At 47.5% G+C, this 19,751-nt stretch carries 15 protein-coding genes; 2 read left to right on the top strand and 13 right to left on the bottom strand.

Annotated features, from left to right (window positions below; genetic code table 11):
- Positions 1-43: 43 nt before the first annotated feature.
- From Q0393_RS04995 to Q0393_RS04980, 4 genes are read right to left on the bottom strand one after another with little or no spacing between them, the layout of a single operon-like run.
- Entirely contained in the window at positions 44-397 is a 354-nt protein-coding gene (locus Q0393_RS04995) for a hypothetical protein (protein ID WP_298978370.1), read from the bottom strand.
- Between the two features lie 41 nt (positions 398-438).
- On the bottom strand, positions 439-606 hold the full coding sequence (locus tag Q0393_RS04990; protein ID WP_298978369.1) for a hypothetical protein: 168 nt from the start codon (positions 604-606) through the stop codon (positions 439-441).
- Positions 607-617: 11 nt separating this feature from the next.
- Complete coding sequence (locus tag Q0393_RS04985) at positions 618-2,810, bottom strand: hypothetical protein (protein ID WP_298978367.1); 2,193 nt, start codon at positions 2,808-2,810, stop codon at positions 618-620.
- Positions 2,764-4,884 (bottom strand): replicative DNA helicase, encoded by a 2,121-nt coding sequence (locus Q0393_RS04980; protein ID WP_298978364.1) that lies wholly within the window; start codon positions 4,882-4,884, stop codon positions 2,764-2,766. Before Q0393_RS04980 ends, Q0393_RS04985 begins: the two co-directional genes overlap by 47 nt.
- Positions 4,885-5,168: 284 nt before the next feature.
- On the opposite strand from Q0393_RS04980, the gene Q0393_RS04975 reads away from it, so the two are divergent.
- On the top strand, positions 5,169-5,372 hold the full coding sequence (locus tag Q0393_RS04975) for a hypothetical protein (RefSeq protein WP_291936701.1): 204 nt from the start codon (positions 5,169-5,171) through the stop codon (positions 5,370-5,372).
- Positions 5,373-5,648: 276 nt separating this feature from the next.
- On the opposite strand, the gene ispG is transcribed toward Q0393_RS04975, so the two are convergent.
- The 4 genes from ispG to groES all read right to left on the bottom strand — a co-directional run bounded on the left by ispG (position 5,649) and on the right by groES (position 10,927).
- A complete protein-coding gene (gene ispG / locus Q0393_RS04970) occupies positions 5,649-6,716 on the bottom strand; it encodes a flavodoxin-dependent (E)-4-hydroxy-3-methylbut-2-enyl-diphosphate synthase (RefSeq protein ID WP_298978361.1) in 1,068 nt (355 codons plus the stop codon).
- A gap of 637 nt (positions 6,717-7,353) precedes the next feature.
- On the bottom strand, positions 7,354-8,418 hold the full coding sequence (locus Q0393_RS04965; protein ID WP_298978359.1) for a hypothetical protein: 1,065 nt from the start codon (positions 8,416-8,418) through the stop codon (positions 7,354-7,356).
- A gap of 595 nt (positions 8,419-9,013) precedes the next feature.
- Positions 9,014-10,651 (bottom strand): chaperonin GroEL, encoded by a 1,638-nt coding sequence (groL, locus tag Q0393_RS04960; RefSeq protein ID WP_298023126.1) that lies wholly within the window; start codon positions 10,649-10,651, stop codon positions 9,014-9,016.
- Positions 10,652-10,663: 12 nt separating this feature from the next.
- On the bottom strand, positions 10,664-10,927 hold the full coding sequence (gene groES, locus Q0393_RS04955; RefSeq protein WP_005871710.1) for a co-chaperone GroES: 264 nt from the start codon (positions 10,925-10,927) through the stop codon (positions 10,664-10,666).
- A gap of 205 nt (positions 10,928-11,132) precedes the next feature.
- Between groES and Q0393_RS04950 the strand changes: the two genes are divergently transcribed.
- Complete coding sequence (locus Q0393_RS04950; RefSeq protein WP_298978357.1) at positions 11,133-13,379, top strand: hypothetical protein; 2,247 nt, start codon at positions 11,133-11,135, stop codon at positions 13,377-13,379.
- Between the two features lie 355 nt (positions 13,380-13,734).
- Here Q0393_RS04950 and Q0393_RS04945 read toward each other — a convergent pair whose 3' ends face one another.
- The 5 genes from Q0393_RS04945 to Q0393_RS04925 form a co-directional block, all read right to left on the bottom strand.
- Positions 13,735-14,370 (bottom strand): hypothetical protein, encoded by a 636-nt coding sequence (locus tag Q0393_RS04945; RefSeq protein WP_298978356.1) that lies wholly within the window; start codon positions 14,368-14,370, stop codon positions 13,735-13,737.
- A 52-nt stretch (positions 14,371-14,422) separates the two neighbouring features.
- On the bottom strand, positions 14,423-15,040 hold the full coding sequence (locus tag Q0393_RS04940; protein WP_298978355.1) for a hypothetical protein: 618 nt from the start codon (positions 15,038-15,040) through the stop codon (positions 14,423-14,425).
- Positions 15,041-15,167: 127 nt separating this feature from the next.
- Positions 15,168-15,611: a GatB/YqeY domain-containing protein gene (locus tag Q0393_RS04935; protein WP_298978353.1), complete on the bottom strand. Its 444-nt coding sequence runs from the start codon at positions 15,609-15,611 to the stop codon at positions 15,168-15,170.
- Between the two features lie 299 nt (positions 15,612-15,910).
- Positions 15,911-18,148, bottom strand: a complete 2,238-nt coding sequence (locus Q0393_RS04930; protein ID WP_298978351.1) for a nitric-oxide reductase large subunit — start codon at positions 18,146-18,148, stop codon at positions 15,911-15,913.
- A 1,028-nt stretch (positions 18,149-19,176) separates the two neighbouring features.
- Positions 19,177-19,623: a hypothetical protein gene (locus tag Q0393_RS04925; protein WP_298978350.1), complete on the bottom strand. Its 447-nt coding sequence runs from the start codon at positions 19,621-19,623 to the stop codon at positions 19,177-19,179.
- Between the last annotated feature and the right edge of the window lie 128 nt (positions 19,624-19,751).

Raw genomic sequence — 19,751 nt, 5'->3', positions numbered from 1 at the left:
ATAGTATCCATCGTAACTTACTGCTCCTTTGTGTGAGCTTAAGTTAAAGAGAGCCTATATTTATTAGCGTACCCAATATAAAACAGTGATATGTACTATCAGCATCACACAGCTTAATCAGATATTTCGTAGCTTCCTCTACTCGGCGTAATGATAGTAAAAGCTCACTCTGTGTAGCACATGAGCGCATATTACCATCCTCGCACTCTTTAGATAAAATTTCAACGAGTTTATTGCATGAGCTATATTTACCTTCGCCGTAATCGCAGGATTTAAAAAGCACTCTTTGTTCTTCGTTCTTTAAATCCTCTAACTTTATCAATTTTGCCGCAGCCGGGATCGCCGCAAATGCCGCTATAAACGTAAATAACGAAATTTTAAGATAGAATTTTTTCATTAGCACTCCTTGTTTTAAGCGGCGATTATATTTAAAAATTTTTAGTTAGCTCTTAAATTTAAGGAGCGCGGCGGCGCGATAAATGCGCCGTAATCCCGCCCGCCGCCCACACTTAAATGAAATTTTAAAATTTCGCCACCCGCTACGCACGAAAGCTCCATAATCCGCCGTAAAATTTCGCTCGCAACGGGTCTAAGTTGCGCGGGCATAATCCGCTGCCCTACTTTCCGTCTAAATTTAAAATTTCACTCGAAATTTCATCTATCGTCGCGTTGAAATCTTCCGCCAGCGCGCGCTTTAGCTCCTCTTTCGCCGCCATCATATCGCGCACGATCGCAGCTTCAAACTCCTCTCGGTTCAGCGCCTCGTCGCCCTTGGCAAACGCAAAATCCAGCCCAAACCACGTAGCCACGGCAAACGCAGGCACGCACACCACCGCGCCCGGGCCGCACACGAGCCCCGCACTACCGCTTGTCGCGCTGGCGCCCGCCTTGGTAATGGTCTTCGCGCCCGTCTTGGCCGCAGTTTTAGCGAGGCTCTTGCTTATCAGCTTTGCGCCCAGCACGCCGCCCAGCGCCCCCAGCCCAGTCCCGCTCGCGCGATACGCCTTGCTTTTTAGGCTGAAGCTCTGCGTGACGTTAAGATCGATTTTCGCGCCGTATTTTTTGAGCGTAAAATTTAGCGAGCTCTCATAATTTTTAACGTTTGCCGCAGCGATTTTAGCGATATTTTCGCCAAAATCTTTCGGGAAGCTTTCGCTTACGAAGCCCGCAAATTTCTCATTCAGATACGCCCCAGCGTCATCGTCCCACACGCCGTGCCACAGCACCAGATAATCGCTCAGAAACGAGTAATTAAAATCCGCCATTTTCTGCGCGCTAAGCCTCGCGCCCTCGTCGTAAACGGCGTCGATGTAGCTATTTAGCGCGGACGCGGCGTTTGCTTCCGCGGCGAAGCGCGTGGCATTTAGCTCGCCTCTTAGCGCGTCCGCCTCTCGCGCGCTTAAGATCAGCCGCTCGCCGCTTTGCAGCACGATCTGCACGCTCGCCTCGACCGCGCTTTTAGGATGTGCGGCCTCCGCTTCGCCCCTTGCCGTGCGCGTCTGCGCGGCGCAGATCAAACACAGCGTGACGTAGGCAAGCGCGAAGATCATGCCGCTAAAGCGCCCTATTTTGGGCGCGGCTGCGGCTCGCGGCGTAAAAAGCACGAAGGCGCAAAGATGCAAGATCGCGCAGTAAAAGAGGAAATCTCCCGCGCAGATCAGAAACAAAAGAGCGATTTTTAGCGCGCTAGGGCTCTGCGACAGCGCCAGCTCAAACAGCACGTTTTTGTAAAATTTCAAAGCGTAAATTTCATTTAGCAGGGCGGATTTGAAGTGCGCTTGCGGCGCGGTAGATTTTAAAATTTCAAAAATTTCAGGGATTGATGCGGAGCTTGTCGCGGAATTTTTGGCGGAATTGTCGGCAGCCATACTCAGCGTGGCGGGAGTTGGAGCTAAATTTAAATTTTGCGCTGCGGCGTAGCTTTTCGTAGAATTTTTAGCGAAGGTCTGCGGCGTAGCGACGGGATCTGCCTTAGAATTTTCAGCCGAGACCTGCACCCCTCTGACGGAGCCCGCTTTAAAATTTGCGGGCGAAGCGGTAGGATTTTTGGCAGCACCCGCTGCGGGCTTGACGGCATTGCTCGTCTCGGAATTTCGCACAACTATGGCGGCGTTGTTCGCAGCGGAATTTTTAGCTGATTTAGCAGAATTATCTGTTGCAAAATTTCCTACGGGCACGGAAACCTTATTCCTCGCGAAGTCTTCGGCGGATGCGGCGGTGCGGGCGGGCGGAGTAAAATTTATCGCGGAATTTTGAAAGTGCGCGGTAGTATCTACGCCGTCCGCGAGCCGCAAATAGGCTAAATTTATGGCAAAATTTACCGCGACGGCAAGCGCGGCGAGTAGCAAAATGCTAAGTTTGAGCGATAAAATTCTAGGATTTTTAATCTCTTTTAGGCTGAGCTTCAGCACCGCTAGGCGCATCAGAGCAAGAGCTGCAGGCAGCGCCGCGAGCGTCACGAATAGCTCCGCGCCGCGCAGATCCGCTATGCCTAGCGCCAAAGTGGCGCTTAAGAGGATCGCGCCCGCGAAGGCTAAAACCCCGCTTATGAGCCTGCCTCTAAAAATTTTAATCAAAGTCCCGCTGCTGCGAAATAGCGCTGCATTGGCGCGCTGCTTCGCCTCGTAAAAAAAGCTAAATAGTACCCGAAATAGCGCATAAGCCCAAAACGCCGCCAGCGCGCAAAAGCCCGCGTCACTGAAATCCTGCGCGTAAAGCGCGAAGCAAAAAACGCTAACGATCAGCGCTAGCCTAAGCGCTATTTCACAGATCCAGCGGCGCGTCGTCGTCATCGAGCCTGTTTGCCTCATTGATCTTTGGAATGCCCATATCTTCGATATTTAAAGGCGGCGCGGGTTTAAATTTAGCCTCGTCCTCTTGCGGCTCCTGCGGCTCAAAAGGCGGCTCATCGCCCTCGCCGCTTCCAAAATACACAGAGTTCTCTTGTCGTGCGTTATTTGCCTCTTGCGATGCACCCTCTGCACCTTGCTGCGCGCCTTTTGCGCCCCGAGATGTGCCTTTTACGCCCTGCGGAGTGCCTGCTAAATTTTTATGCGCGCTTTTTGTTTGAGGCGCGACACCGCCCACTCTCGTATCATCTAAATTTTGCTCCTGAAATTCTTGCTTTTGCGGTGCGTCCTGTGCCGCACGACGCACCTCTGCTAAGCCCTGCTCTGCGCTAAGCTTAGACTCGCCGTCTATCTCCTCGCCGTCCTGCGCATCGCTTTGACCGAAGCTAGGCATCTCGTCAAAATCGATATTTACCCCGGAATTTCGAGCACCAGCAGAGCTTTCGTTTAAGCTTACGCCGCTATTTTGCGCTTCGTTAAAACTTTGGGCTTCATTAAAATTCTGCGTTAAATTTTGCTGCAAATTCTGCGCTGCATCGGGATTCGGCATATCGAGGCGCGGCGCAGTAGGCTCCTCAAAGCCCTGGTCTTGCAGCTGCGAGACGTAGTCGAGATTGTCGTTTTCGTTAAAGATCGCGCTCTCGCTGGGCTCGCCGCCGAAGCTCGTATCGACGAAGCGGGTAAATCTGCCCTGAAAGCCCACCTCGATCGTCCTGCCCGCCTCGCCCGAGCGGTTTTTACCGACGATGATTTCGGCTTTTTCCTGATAGTCGTTGCGCCTAAACACGGGCTCGCCAGCGTCCTTGCCCTCGGCCTCCAGCCGCGAAATGCGCTCGCGCTCCATCTGCTCTTTATAAACCTCGTCGCGATAGACGAAAAGTATGATGTCGGCGTCCTGCTCGATCGCGCCGCTTTCGCGCAGATCGCTTAGCATCGGGCGTTTGTTCGAGCGCGCCTCAAGCGAGCGGTTTAGCTGCGATAGCGCGATGATCGGGATGTTTAGCTCGCGCGCCAAAAGTTTGAGCCCGCGCGAAATTTCGGCGATTTGCAGGTGGCGCTCGGAGTAATTGCTCGTGCTCGTCATAAGGCCGATATAATCGATCACGCAAAGCTCGATATTGGCGTCTGCGGATTTGAGCTTGCGCAGCTGGGTACGGACTTGGTGGATGTTTACATAGCCGCTGTCATAGACGAAAAGCGGCATATTCAGAACCGCGTCGCAAGCGTCGTTGAAGCGCGTCCAGTCGTCGTCGCTGAGCTTTGCGCTCATTATGTCGCTTAGCGGGATCGAGCTAAGCGCGCTTAATATGCGATACATCAGCTGCACAGAGGGCATCTCTAGCGAGAAAAATACGACGCCTTTGCCGCTTTGCAGCGTTTTCATCATCAAATTTAGCGCAAAGGCGGTCTTGCCCATGCCGGGGCGGGCGGCGATGATGATGAGCTCGCCCGGCTTTAGCCCCTTCGTGCAGTCGTTTAAGAAGCGAAAGCCGGTATCAAGCCCCACGAGCTCCGAGCCTGCGAGCGCCTTTTGGCGCTTGAGCTCCTCTACCACGTCGGCGATGATCTCATGCGATTTTTTGATGCCGCCGTGGCGCTCCTCGTCGATGAGCTCGTAAATTTTGGAGCTGATTTTATCGGCGGTGTCCTTGCTGCGCACGGCTTCGTTTACCATCGAAGGGATCTCGTGTGCGACCTTGATTAGCGAGCGCTTGATCGATTTTTCGCGCAGCTCGAGTGCGTATTTTTGGGCATCGACCACGCCGCTGGTGGCTACGACCTCGGTAAATGCGCCATCGTCGTAGCGCTCGGCTAGCCATTTTTTAACGAAGCTCGGCGCGATCGGCTCGTTGTGCGAGGAGCACTTGACGATCGCCTCGTAGATGTCGGCGTGCGGCTTGTAGAAAAAATCGCCGACCGAGATTATCTCGCTCAGCTCGCCGTATGCGTCCTCGTTTTGCAAAAGCGAGCTTAAAATCGCGCGCTCCATATCCAGATCGTATAAATTTGCAGGCACATTCTGCTTCGTTGCCATCGCTTCCCCTCGTTTCGCATTTAAATTCTATAAAATTTCAAGCTCGCCTCCGCAAATCTCTGCGGCGCGATAATTTTAAATTTTATAGAATTGAAATCTCGCCTCTTAGCAAAATTCTATCGGGCAAAATTTTATAATTTGAGCCGCTTTAAATTTTTATCTAAAATTTCATCCTCGGAATTTTCGCCTTTAAAATTCCGTCAATTTTAAATTTCGCCCTTTGAAATTTTGACTCTTAAAATTTCGCTCGCCTTAAATTTAGGTGCAGGACGAAATCCAGCCGGATGAAATTTCGTGGCGTATCGGAATTTCATCCGTCAAGATTCCGCTTTGCGGCACGGAATTCTACCGAGGCAAATCCTGCGAGTAAAATTGGCGAGCGCATAGAGCCTGCGCCTAAATTTCATAGACAGCATAAAATTCTACCGCTTAAAATTTCGCGCGGTAAATTCTACTCTATAAAATTTCGCTTCAAATCGCGAGGTTGAAATTTTAAAATGAAATTTCAAGACGAAATTCCAAAGCCAAAATTTTAACTCAAAATTTCACGCGAAATTTCAAACCAAAATTCCAAGCCGTATTCCCCAAAGGCTCAAATTTAAAAGCGCCGTTTTAAAGACGAAATTTTAAAATTTCACGCCAAGACGCGCTGTACCGATGAGCCTAAACGAACCGCGATAAGCCCAAGCGCGCCGAAATTCAGAGCCGAGCCGCCCAAGCCACGAATCATAGCGACATTTAAGCTGCTAGGCGCCCCATAGATCTCACGCTCCTTCGCGAACCCGCACCTCGTCCTCGACCTCCTGCAAAAACCGCTCCACGAGCTTACTCTCATCGAGTTTGGCGACCACTTCGCCGTGGCGCATCACGATGCCACGCCCGTTGCCGAACGCGATCGCCACGTCCGCGCCCTTCGCCTCGCCGATCGCATTTACGACGCAGCCCATGACGCTGATATTTAGCGGCGTTTTGATATGTGCGGTTTTTTCTTCGACAATTTTGATCGCGCTTAGCAGATCGCTTTGCAAACGCCCGCAGGTAGGGCACGAGATGATATTGACGCCGCTTTTTTGCACGCCCGCATCCTGCAGGATCGCGCGCGCGACGCGGATCTCCTCCTCAAGCTCGCCCGTGATGCTCACGCGCATCGTATCGCCGATCCCCTCCATCAGAAGTGCTCCCAGCGCGATCGCGCTCTTGATGCTCGCGTGAAATTTCGTCCCCGCCTCGGTCACGCCCAGATGAAAAGGATACTCGCATAGCGGGCGCAGCGCGCGATACGCAGCCACCGTGCTCGGCGCGTCCGAAGTCTTAAGCGAGATCGCAATATCGCTAAAGTCCTCATCTTCAAGCAGCGCGGCGTTATACAGTGCGCTTTGCACCATCGCCTCCACGCTGCGACCGTATTTCTGCTCAAACTGCTCCTCCAAAGAGCCCAAATTTACGCCGATACGGATAGGCAGATTGCGAGCTTTGCACGCGCGCACGACCTCCTTGATACGATCCTTGCCGCCGATATTGCCCGGATTTATGCGGACTCCGTCGACAAACTCCGCGACCTGCAGCGCCAAGCGAAAATTAAAATGGATGTCCGCTACGATGGGAAGCGGCGAGCTTTTTTTGATACGTGCGAGCGCGTCCGCGTCCTGCTTATCGAGCACGGCGCAGCGCACGATGTCGCAGCCTGCGAAATATAGGCGGTTAATCTGCTCTAGCGTGCCCTCCACATCCTTAGTCTTAGAAAAACTCATCGACTGCACGGAGATGGGCGCGCCGCCGCCGATTTTGACGGAGCCGACGGAGATTTGGCGGGTCGGATAGCGATTTTTCAAATTTAAGCCTTTAGAATTTTTTGCGCTATTTTATTCAAAACGGGGTTAAAATTTAATAATTCGCGCTCGCTAGCCGCCGCAGAATTTTGCCTGCAAAATTTCACTCGCTGAATTTTGCTTTTGCGCTTACGAAAAATTTCATTTCGCCGTGAAATTTTAACAAATAGAGTTCTATAAAATTTAGCCATCTAATAAAATTCTAAAAATTCCGACAACAAATGAAACTCTACAAAATTTGATGGCAAGCGAAATTTAACAAACTACGCGGCCAAGCAAAATTCCGCGAATTTAGTAGGCGAGACGGGCGAAGTCCTGCGACGTAAAATTACAAAATTAAGCTTTTGAAATTTCCGCGAAATTTTACTCGCAGTATCGTCGCAGCGCTCACTCGCGCAAAACGAGTGCAGTATGGTTTATCCTAGCAGCGCGGCATGCAGCCGTGAAATTCAAAGCAAGTAGATGAAATATGAACATTCTATCTTTAATTGCAGTATTAGGGCATTGTTTCGCACGACGGCAAAGCCGAAAAACATCAGCGTTCGTGTTTTTGCAATGCAAGCGCCTGTATCGCGATCTTATAGAGGCAGCAAAATTTAAACCGCCTACGCATATAAATTGCGCCGGCGTGCCGCCTAGGCTAGCGCACTAGCTCCATATTCACCTTGACCCTGCTCATCTTGTCCTGCAGCATATCCATCACCGACTCATTGCGCGACGAAGCGTCATCCGTCGGGGCTTCGTGCTGCTGCCACTTACTTTTCGGCGCGGCGGGGCCCCACTGCGATGAAAATATCAGCCCTCGCTTTTTCTCAGTCTCAGGCGCAGGCTCGTACGGCTGTGGAGCGGGCCTCACCCAACGCTCATCATAACGCATCGTAGCACCTTGCCCTAGTGCATTACCCCGCTTTGGCGACGACATCCTACCAAGCGCGCTACCGCCAGAGCGCCCTATCGCACGGCTAGAGCGAGCAGATGTGGGAAGATAGGGCGCGCGGGCATTTTGACGAGCCGTATACTTCGTGGCGCTCGAATGAGATGCAGCTGTATGCCCCATAGCGCCAGAACGAGTTGCACTATAGCCGTAGCGAGCTTGCGGCTGTGCAATTCGAGTCGTCGTTAATTTTCGAGCTTGTGCGTCTACGGTTTTGCCGGTCTGCTCATCCGCGCCTCCGTGAGTTTGCGCGCTTACGCTTCTCCGCATGTCTGCGCCTCTGTAAGTTTGCTCCGTATCGCGGGCGTTTGGCACCTCATCCTCATAAATACGGGTCTTTGGCAAACGCATCAGCGTCGCGACTAGGCTCTTGCTAGCTCCATTCTGACTGCCTGATTGATTAGCTGGGCTCATAGATGCTTTATTTCTCGCAGAATGCGATGCGGAATTTTGCCCGGGATTTTTAGTAAAATTTTTCGCACTTTTTTGCGTGGAATTTTTAGCGAAATTCCTAGACGCACGCGTATTTTTTGTGAGCTTGGATTTTGAAAGGCTTTTAGCATTTGCAGATTTTTTAGCATGCGGCTCGGCAGAGAATTTTGCCGAGGTATTTTTACTCGGATGATCTTTGGCTCGCAAATTTTGAGATGAAATTTTAGATTTATGGTTTTGCAACGCGACAGGCAATTCGTGGTTTTGCTGCGCAGCAAAAACGCTAGAAAAGCTCGCCAAAATGAACGCAATTAAAAAAATACGAGCTAAATTTTTCATCGTTTTCCTTTCCATGGATTTTAGGCGAAATTTAGCAAAGCTTAGATTAAGCGGCGTTAAATTTAATGAGTGAGGCTATGAAATTTCAGCTCTAATTCCAAGCCGTATCGCCAAATAAAAACCTGGATAAAGGCTAAGCTTCAAAAATTCCGCAGCTAGGATTCTGTTTGCAATAGAATTTTATCACACTAAAAATATGACGCCACGAAAAAATTTTATCTTGTAAGCGTTTAGGTGGGATAGCTGAAAATTTTAAAGTTTTAGAATTCTGCGCTTAAATTTTGAGTGGCAAGTCAGAATTTAAGGTAAAAAGCAAGCTCAAATAAAGTTTTTAAATTTAAAGGATAATGCGGCAAAACCGTAAATTTGCGGTGAGATACGAAATTTATAAGATCATGCAGTGACTAAAAATCACACCGCTTAATCGCTAATTCATAATAAATCGCCGCGCCTTAGACATATCCAAAACGCGGCACATATCATTCTGACGGCGTATGGCAAAAATATCGCCGCGCATAAAGCATTTCGCGGCGCCGCAAAATCTCGCAGCACCGCCGCAAGGCGTATGGGGGCGCCGAATGACGCTCCTATGGGGCTACATCATTCCGCCCATGCCACCCATTCCGCCCATATCAGGCATTGGAGGCATTGCAGGTTTCTCCTCTTTGATCTCGCTTACGGTCGCTTCGGTCGTTAGAAGCAAGCTTGCGACAGAGACTGCGTTTTGAAGCGCGATGCGCTCGACCTTCACAGGATCGATGATGCCCGCTTCAAACATATTGACGTACTCGCCGTTTGCGGCGTTGAAGCCGAATTTTTTATCTGAGCCTTGCTCGACCTTATTAGCTACGACGCCCGCATCAAATCCCGCATTCTCTGCGATCTGGCGAAGTGGAGCAAAAAGCGCGCGCTTAACGATGTCTGCACCGATAAGCTCGTCGCCGCTTAGAGCTAGCTTTACGCTAAGTCCAGCTCTGATTAGCGCAGCACCGCCGCCGATTACGATACCCTCGTCCACGGCTGCTTTAGTTGCGTTTAGAGCGTCGTCCACGCGATCTTTTTTCTCTTTCATCTCGGTCTCAGTCGCAGCGCCCACCTTGATAACCGCAACGCCGCCGCTAAGCTTAGCCATGCGCTCTTGAAGCTTCTCTTTGTCGTAATCGCTCGTAGTCTCGGCGATCTGAGCTTTGATCTGCGAAACGCGCGCATCGATATCTTTTTTCTTGCCCGCGCCGCCTACGATAGTGGTGTTATCTTTGTCGATCACGATGCGCTCGGCTTGTCCAAGATCAGCCATGGAGGCGCTTTCTAGCGTTCTGCCAAGCTCCTCGCTAATGACGGTACCGCCCGTTAAAATCGCGATATCTTCAAGCATCGCCTTTCTGCGGTCGCCAAATCCAGGGGCTTTGACCGCAGAGATGTTTAGTACGCCGCGAAGTTTATTTACGACTAAAGTCGCAAGTGCCTCGCCCTCGATATCCTCGGCGATGATTAGAAGCGGTTTGCCGCTTTTTTGAACCTGCTCCAAAACCGGAAGTAGATCTTTTAAATTTGTAATTTTTTTGTCAAATAGAAGCACTAGTGGAGAAGCTAGCTCGACTAGCATTTTCTCGGCATTTGTAATGAAATATGGGCTTAGATAGCCGCGGTCAAACTGCATTCCCTCGACTACGTTTAACTCATCGTTGATAGATTTTGCCTCTTCTACCGTGATAACGCCGTCCTTGCCGACTCTTTCCATAGCGTCTGCGATCAGATCGCCCACCGCGCTGTCGTTATTAGCAGAGATCGTAGCAACCTGAGCGATCTCTTTTTTGCCGCTTACTTTTTTAGATGATTTTTTTAGCTCCTCAATAACCGCAGCACTAAATTTATCCATACCGCGCTTAACTTCGATCGGATTTGCGCCCGCAGTTACGTTGCGTAGGCCTTCTTTAAAGATCGCGTGAGCTAGCACGGTCGCAGTCGTAGTGCCGTCGCCTGCCTGATCGTTAGTTTTGCTCGCTACTTCACGCACCAAAGAAGCGCCCATATTCTCTAGCGTATCTTTTAGCTCAATCTCTTTAGCCACGCTCACGCCGTCTTTTGTGATCGCAGGAGCGCCGAAGCTCTTTTGGATTAAGACATTGCGACCGCGAGGCCCCATCGTAACTTTTACAGCGTCGTTTAGCTTTCTAACGCCCGCGTAAAGCTTGTTTCTTGCGTCGTCTGAAAAAATAATCTCTTTTGCCATTTTCAATCCTTTTTATTTAATTATGCCTAAAACATCTTCTAAATTTAAGATAAGGTATTTCTTATCGTCTAAGCTGATCTCGCTACCTGCGTATTTTGCAAACGCTACGGTATCGCCATTTTTGACGCCTTCACATTCGCTGCCGACGGCTACGATTTTGCCGGTCGAAGGCTTCTCTTTTGAAGCATTGTCGGGGATGATGATACCCGAAGCGGTCTTTTTAGTTTCCTCCTCGCGCTCTATTAGAACGCGCTTGCCAAGTGGTTGAAATTTCATTTCAGTCCTTTCTTTGATTTGTGATTTCTAAAATTGGCACTCAATGTGTTTGAGTGCTAAGATTATATGCAAAATTTAAAATCTTGTCAATAGTTTATGAAAAATTTTTATAAAACTTTAGTGATTTAAACTCAAGTATTGAGATTTCAAACGTTAAATTTTAAGGGCTATAATACCCTCAAATTTTAAATTTTAAGGGGACGAAATGAAAATTTTCGGCATAATCGCAGGAATTTTAATCCTGCTTATAGTAGGCGCAGGCTGCCTATTTTTCAGCGATTTTGGCAACAATCTCACCAAGCCTTACATAGAAAATTTGATCAAAGAAAAAAGCGGACTTGACGTGAAACTTGAGAAATTCGATCTAAATTTCGGTGATCTGGACATCAGCGCCAACGTAAATGACGCTGCGAACGTAAACGTAAAGGGTAAATACTCGCTTTTTGCGCGCTCTTTCGATCTTAACTACGACGCAAACGCGCACGATCTAGCCAAGCTCGGCATAAAAATGGACGAAGGGCTAAACCTTAAGGGGCAGATTTTAGGCGATCTTGACAAATTCGGCATCAACGGCAGCGGGCGGATTTTTGATAGCAACGTAAAATTTTTAGCAAATTTAAAAGACCTTAGTCCGCTTGATCTGCAAATCGATGCTAAGGGCCTAAACGTCGAAAAGGCCCTTGCCGTGGCCTCTCTGCCGATCTACGCCAAAGGAAATATCGACATTCTCTCAGACATCAAGGCTAGCAGCGGCGGTGCAGAGGGCAACGCAAGTATCAAGAGTTCAAATTTGATCCTAAACGAATCTGCGTTTAAAGATATGAATATCTCTATCCCAAAGGGCGTGCAGATCACGCTAAACTCGGACATCACGGCGCAAAATGACGTCCTGCGAGCAGCAAGCAAGATCGATTCGACGCTAGGCAAGATCAACGCCGAAAAATCGGAATTTGATCTGAAAAACAAAACTTTAAACTCAGATTTTAATCTGAATTTGCCCGATCTAGCGAAGCTCGAAAGCCTTATCGGGCGTAAAATTTCGGGCGATGTTAAAGCAAACGGAAATTTAAAGACCGATTTTTCTACGCTTGAGCTTTCAAACTCGCAAATTTCAGCGTTTAAAGATGCGCTTAAAGCGGATGCCGAGGCCAAATTTGACCTGAAAAACAAAAACGGCGAGCTGTCCGCGAAGCTAAGCGCAAACGATCTAGCCGCGCTACAAAACGTCCTGGGAGTGAAGCTGCAGGGCAAGGCAAACGGCGAGCTTAGCGCGGCTCTAGCGCAAAATGAGCTTAAAAATCTAAGCTTAAATTTAAACGCTATGGGCGGCAACCTGAACGCGAGCGGAAATTTAAGCGATCTAAAGCTTAAGGCGAGCAATCTAAATCTGGCCGTGCTTTCGGCTCTGTTTTACGGCAACGCGATCGGAAACGGCACGATAAACGGCGATGCGAAGTTAAATTTAAAAGACAGTATCAACGGCACGGCGCAAATTTCGCTCGCTAACGGCGTAATTTTTAAGAAATTTTTAGACGGCACGACGGGCAAGAGCTTCCCGAGCGATCTAAAAACAGATGCGCAGGCGCAGACAAATATCAAAAACTCCGTCGCAACCTTTAGCGTAAGCGCAAACTCCGATCTAGCGCAGCTTCAGAGCTTAAACGGCACTTATGAGCTTAAAAACAAAGCGCTTAAGGCTAACTACGCGCTACTGATCCCGAGTCTGCAGCGACTAGAATTTTTTCTAAATCGCAGACTAAACGGTAAAATTGCCGCTACCGGCGAGCTTTCGCACGACGGCAAGAGCCTGTTTGCGACCGTAAATTCCAAGGTTGCGGGCGGCGAGCTAAACGGACAGATCGCGGGCGATGAAGCGAACTTTAAAATCCAAAATTTTATCGTCAAAGAGCTTACGACGCTTCTAAATATCGATCACGTTTACGACGGCACGGGCAATGCGAATCTTACGTATAATACCAGCTCGCACAGCGGCAAATTCGACGCGATCATCAATAACGGCCGCCTTCCTAGCGGCGGATTGATCGACAAAATCGGCAAAATTTTAGGCCGCGATCTAGGCGGCGAGGTCTATAACGACGCCAAAGTAAACGGCACGATCAAGCAAAATTTGATAAATTTTAACGCCGATATGAGCGCGCAAAAAAGCAAGCTAAACGTAACGGACGGCACGCTGGATAGCAAAACGGGCGCGATTTCGGTGCCGGTTAAAGCAAATATCGAAAAGACCGATCTTGAAATAAACATCACCGGCACGATCAAAGAGCCGAAATACAATATCCAATCGGATTATCTAAAGGGCAAGCTTGACAAGCAGATCGGCAAGGGCATCGACAAGCTTTTCGGTGTGAAAAAGGACGATAATAGCAGCAAAAACGACGCGAAAAAGGAAAAATCTGACGCGATTAAGGGGCTGATAAATGGGCTATTTTAGCCCATCCGCCCCATTTGACATTTAGAATTTATGGGCACTGCTAAACGAGCGCGAAATTTAAAATTTTAAAATTTTGAAACCTCGAGCAGTTTAAATTTTAAAATTTCGCGCTAGCCGGCGCAGACAAAGCCGCAAAATTTCAAAACTCGGCGCATGCTATTTATCAAAATTTTAAATCTCGTTTCGATCTGTTTTTGATGACGATTTAAATTTATCGCCGTAAACTTATCCTGCTTGCGCCGCTATCCGCAATGAAATACACGCCGCAAGCCTAGCGTCTTTTAAAGTACTTCGTATCGATACTGCGCGCCGTGTTTTGAACTATCGCTGCGGCTAAAATTCTGCAGCACAGTTTTTATTGCAATCGGCGCCATGCTTGATAAAATTTACCCGCCACTATCACAAGAAAGAAGAGCGTTAAAATTCCAAATACCATAGCTGTAAATTTATCATCCGTCGTAGCGTATTTGTCATATCTGAATTTCATCAGATACTCGCGCTGCGGCGGATCGACGCTCGCATTATAATCCAAAAATAAAACTTGATATGCCGTGCCGCGACCCTGAAACGGAAACGGACGGCTTTGATACCAAGCTTTAACTCGCTTGCCTTCCAGCCATTCGTATGCGATTAGTGAGATAGAAGGCTTGATATTTATGCCTTGCCACTCGTCCGCTCCTGAGCGCTTAAAATTAGCTTCAACAATTGCCGCATTGAGCAAAATTTTATTTTTATAAAAGTAGGTTAAGTTATCCGTATCGCCATTTAAAAAGACTTTGATAAATTTGCGCTCGTCCGTAAAAATCTGCATATATTCGCGCCCATCATCGCTTCCGACATCCATGATTATTCCATTTGCGATTTTCAGATCATCTAAACTTTTCGGATTCAAGCTAAAAAGAAATCCGTACCACATCGCCGCCAAATAAAATGCGATCATAAATAGATCAAACTTACGATCTAAGTTATGCCAAATTTCGCCGAGCTTCATCGATCATTACATTGTAAGTTTCGCTGCAAGATACGCAATTTCACGGCTTTTACTATCGCGGGCTATATTCCTGCATCGCTACCACAGGTAGAAATAGCACTGTTCCCACGATTATTATCGGTATAGCTACGATGGCGCTTATCGTATACAATAAGGCGTTGCCCTCGCAGCGTTCAGGTCTAACCTCGATATTTGCCGGGATCGCAGAGCGTAGCCTATCGCTTGGCTTCATTATTTCGCTAAGATTTTTGATCTGTACGACGCGCGCATCAAAGTTAAAAATAACCTCGATCTCGCCTTTTTTCTCATCGATTTCGATGCGGTTCGCTAGAGCCTTGATTTTGGCGACATCTGCTCCTGCGGCGGAATTCAAAAATGCGCTGAAGCTACCGCGCACCTCGCCGTTTTTAGCATCGGTTACTTCGATCTGTACAAACTCGCGCTTAAGCCCTTTGGCGTATCCGCCATCGTAAAATTCTGAAATTTTCTTAAGCGACGAGCCGTCCGTCAGCACATAGCTGAGTTTCTCGCCTACGATGTATTCCTTGCCATCGTTTATGAAAAATGCCGTAATCTTTTCGGGCGTTTCTTTCGCCCCAGGCACTACGTTTTGTTTGCACTGGCATCCCACAAGCAGGACAGCTAGTAAAACCGCGATAAATTTTTTCATAATGATCCTTTAAAATTTTAAATTAGCGTATGAATTCCGCAGCCAAAGTTCTATCTCAAAAAATTTCGGCCGCAAAATTTTAGCCGATACAATTTAGCCGTAGCCGAAATTTAGCCCCAAACGCAGGCTACTTCAGTGCCGCTTTGACTGCATCGCTCAGCCGCTTGCCGTCCACGCTTGAGCCGAGCGCTTCCTTGGCGGCTTTCATCACGCGCCCCATGTCCTTTGCGCCGCTCGCACCGAGCTGCGCGATTAGCGAGCCAACCTCGGCGGCAAGCTCGGCATCGCTTAGCTGCGCGGGCAGATAGGACGCGATGATCTCGATCTCGCCCTGCTCTTTTTGCACCAGATCGTCACGACCGCCCGCGCGATACTGCGCCGCGGAGTCATTTCGGCGCTTGATCTCGCTTTGAAGGATGCTAAAGACGCGCTCGTCGCTAAGGCTGATGCGCTCGTCCACCTCGACCTGCTTAAGCGCGGCGTTAAGCATCCGCAGGCTGTCTCTGCGGAAGCGATCGCCGCTCTTCATCGCCGTTTTAATGTCTTCTAAAATTTGCTCTCGCACACCCATTTTCCACTCCTTGAGATTGAAATTTCGGCGGTAATTGTAGCAAATTTAAAATTTGGCTCGGGTAAATTTAAGAGGATAAAATTTTAAAATTTTAAAGATTTAGCGCGATTTGCGGCTAAGCTTAAAGCTCGCACGGATATCTTCCGCGACAAAAGCCTGCGCGAGTGGAATTTGAGTAAAAATATCCACGCAAAAACTTGCGCGAATGGGGCATGCGCAAAGTGCGTTAAATTTAAAAAGCCTCGCAAGAACATAAAATTCCTGCGAGGCAAAGCGAGTAATTAAAGCTCACAAAAGCTCTATTTAGCGCGTGAGAATATCATTCGCACGATTTGAAGCAAGAAGCACACGCTTCCAACCAAAAAGATCGTATCGCCGATGATGCGCGCCCAGCGGAGCCCATAGAGGCTATCTTTTTGCAAAAACTCCGCGCTTCTTGCGTACCACATACCCACGTCGATCGCCGCAAACGCCTGCAAAATTCCAACTGGAAGAAGCGAAATCAGCACCATTAGAAGCAGACCCGCATTAAGTGCCCAAAAGCCGATCTTCATCAGCGTATCGTCGAAGCTTTTGTCTTTGTAAATATACAGCGCCACGAGCCACACGAAGCCAAGAGCCAAAAAGCCGTATACACCAAATAGCGCCGTATGGGCGTGCACCGCGGTGGTGTTTAAGCCCTGGATATAAAATAGCGCAAGCGGCGGGTTGATCAAAAAGCCGAAAACGCCCGCGCCTAGCATATTCCAAAACGCTACGGCGATGAAGCAGTAAAGCGGCCATTTTAAACGCTTGGCCCAATCCTGCGCGAATTGAAGCTTGTAATAATGAAACGCCTCCGAGCCCAAAAGTACCAAAGGCACGACCTCAAGCGCCGAGAAGCTTGCACCCACAGCCATTATCGGCGTAGTGGTGCCCGCAAAATAGAGGTGGTGGAAGGTGCCAGGAATTCCGCCAATTAGGAAAATCGACGCGCTAGCAATCGAGGTGTAGGTGGCAAATTTCTTGCTTACGAGGCCCAAGGACGCGAATACGAACGCCAAAGACGCCGTCGCGAAAACCTCGAAAAATCCCTCTACCCAAAGGTGCACGACCCACCAGCGCCAATACTCCATCACAGGGATCGGCGAGCGTTGTCCGTAAAATAGTCCCGCGCCGTAAAAAAGCCCCACGGCGATGACCGAAGCGGTAAAGATCGCCAATAAATTCTTATCGCCCTCGGCTCTAAAGCCTGCGATAAAGCCGCGCAGCACGAGCACCATCCAGATCACAAGGCCCACAAACAGTATCAGCTGCCAAATTCTACCGAGGTCTAAATACTCGTATCCTTGATGTCCGATCCAGAAGCTGCTACTTGGATCCATCTTGCCCGCAATCGCCATGTATTCGCCGGCGAAGCTGCCGACGACTAAGAAAAGAAGCGCGTAGAAAAGCACGTCCACGCCGAGCTTTTGAAATTTTGGATCCTTGCCGCCGTTGATTATCGGAGCTAGAAACAATCCAGCCGCCAAAAAGCCCGTAGCGATCCAGAAAATGGACGCCTGCACGTGCCAGGTGCGCGCTAGCGAGTAAGGGATATATTGCGAAATATCAAGCCCGAAAAAGGACTGACCCTCGATCGTGTAGTGCGCAACAAAGCCGCCGATGAAGGCCTGAAATGCAAACAACGCAATCGCTACGAAAAGGTACTTACCGAGCGCCTTTTGCGACGGCGTAAGCGCTAAAGCGGCGATCGGATCGGCGTTTAGCTTCGCAGGAGCCTCGAAATCCTCGTCCTTTTTGCCGTAGAAATTTCCAAACCACACCAGAAGACCGATGCCGGTAAGCAAAATAACGAGGCTTGCGATTGTCCAAACGACGTTTTCCGTGGTAGGGACATTGTCTATTAGCGGCTCGTGCGGCCAGTTATTGGTATAGGTCGCCTCTCCGCTTGGACGATCCGTAGAAACCGCCCACGCAGTCCAAAAGATGAAATCCACGAGCTCGGCACGGTGTTGCTCGTTTGCGAGCGTGTTTTCCTTCATCGCGTAATCCTCGCGAAGCTTTTTAAAGCGCGGATCGTTTCCGAAAACGCCCATGTACTCGTCTTTTACGACCGCCATAGCCTTTAAGCGATCATCGCTTAGCTTAACGGTGCCGTCTTTTACGGTATTGGTGCGGTACTCGGCCTTGGTAAGCGCCTTGATCTGCGCCTTTTGCTCGTCGCTCAAAGCGTCAAATTTCGCTCCGAAGCGCTCCTGCGCCTTGATATCCATAAACGCAACCAGCTCTTTATGCAGCCAATCCGCGCTCCAATCAGGCGCCTGATACGCGCCGTGACCCCAGATCGAGCCCACCTGCATACCGCCGATGCTCTGCCAGGCCTCCTGTCCGCGGTAAATGCGCTCGGTGCTGATTAGCTCGTTGCCGCTAGCATCGGTAAATTTTACCACCGGCGGAGACTGCCTATACACCTCGCCGCCGTAAAAACCCAAGAAACTAAAGCCCACGATGAGCACCACTACGAGCGCCATCCAGAGCTTCTTAAATTCTCCCATTTTCACTCCTTTAACTGAAATTAGGAGTGAATTTTACCTATTTAAATTTCGATAAGCATTGAGGTTCGTCAATAAAAAGATAAAATTTATCTGCTTAAGCTGGAATTTATTAAATATACTGAAATAAAGGGTTTTAGAAAATTTTATATAAAATTTATATCTATAAATCTATCCCTTACCTCGATATTATCAAGATCTAGATTTAGTTTGTCTTTTAAATACTTTTTCAAATTTACTCGTTCATACTCACTTAACATAGTTAACGGAATGGCAAAATAATTACTATGAGTACTATCTAATAAAATTAGAACATTTAAATTTATGCTATCTATTCTTCTTAAAATTTTAAGTACACCGAAGCAAAGAAGATTTATCGGATGTAGAGCGTACGATAAAATTAGCAAGAGAAATTTTTTAAACCTAGTTATATTGGCATTGTATTTGCACGCGTCTTCAATCACGAGTCCAGAAAATTTATAAATAGCGATTTTATCAAAATTAGAAGCCTTTACACTTTTATGTACCGAATATACATCGTTATAATTTTTGCATAAAGAATTATATTCTATTCTATCGGAATAGAAATTTAAAAATCTATGTTTATTAATAAATAAAATTCCCACCAAAAAAGTAACGGCTCCTAAAAATTGACCAAGCACTTCCTCTGCAGAAAAATATAACTAAAAATACAGCTAATATTAAATAACATTCTGTGCTGATTTTAGTCCAATAATCTTTGATCATAAAAAGCGGCATTTCCGATTTATAACTTTGAAATTCCATACGATAATACTCCAAATTTTTAATTCAATACACCGCTCTTTTCATTGACTTTGCTCTGCATCTTTCACTCCTTTTAAATAGAAATATATTTTGTAAATAAATTCGAATGTAGACATTAATATTACGGAACCAGAAAGAGAAAAACCGGATTGAAAGAAAAAGATATATCCAAAAATTGAAAATCTACTTTGAAATTCCGGCATAAAATGGCTTGTTCTTATGCTTATACCGCTGCTTGCAAAATATCAGGTATAATAAACCTCAAACATAAAAATACCAAGACCAAACATAAACGGAAGCAACAAAAACGGGCAGTCGTTTTCCCGCTTCTTTTTTGAAAGCAAGATAAAATCATCATCATATCTGCAAAAGTAAATATAATAAACCAATGAATATAAGCTAGAAACCGCAAAAATAATAATCCCATATATCCACATAATACTAACGTAAAATTCAGAAAGTTGGGTGTATGGGCTAATATTGCCGATAATTTCGATATTTGGAAAATAGCTTTTCATAAAATTTACGAAATTCAAGCACGCAGGAGAAATATCTAAAATATTTTTAGGAATTATAAAGGCGCTAAGAGAATATAAAAAATATATAAAACATAATTTCGTAAAAAATTTGCCGAATTTTACACGAGTATTTTCTATTCTTATCTTTTTACTTTCGAATTCTAAATCCTGCAATCTTGACCCCTAAATAAAATGATTACGCATTTTAGCGCCTACAACCTTATACAAACTATAAATTAGCATATTTATATTGTGCTTAATAAACGCAATCTATGTAAGGGCTTCCGAAAACGGATTAAAAT

This window comes from uncultured Campylobacter sp., assembly GCF_938015785.1.
GTDB lineage: Bacteria > Campylobacterota > Campylobacteria > Campylobacterales > Campylobacteraceae > Campylobacter_B.
Note: the sequence above shows the minus strand (reverse complement) of the source record. Positions and strands in the feature narration are given on the sequence as shown.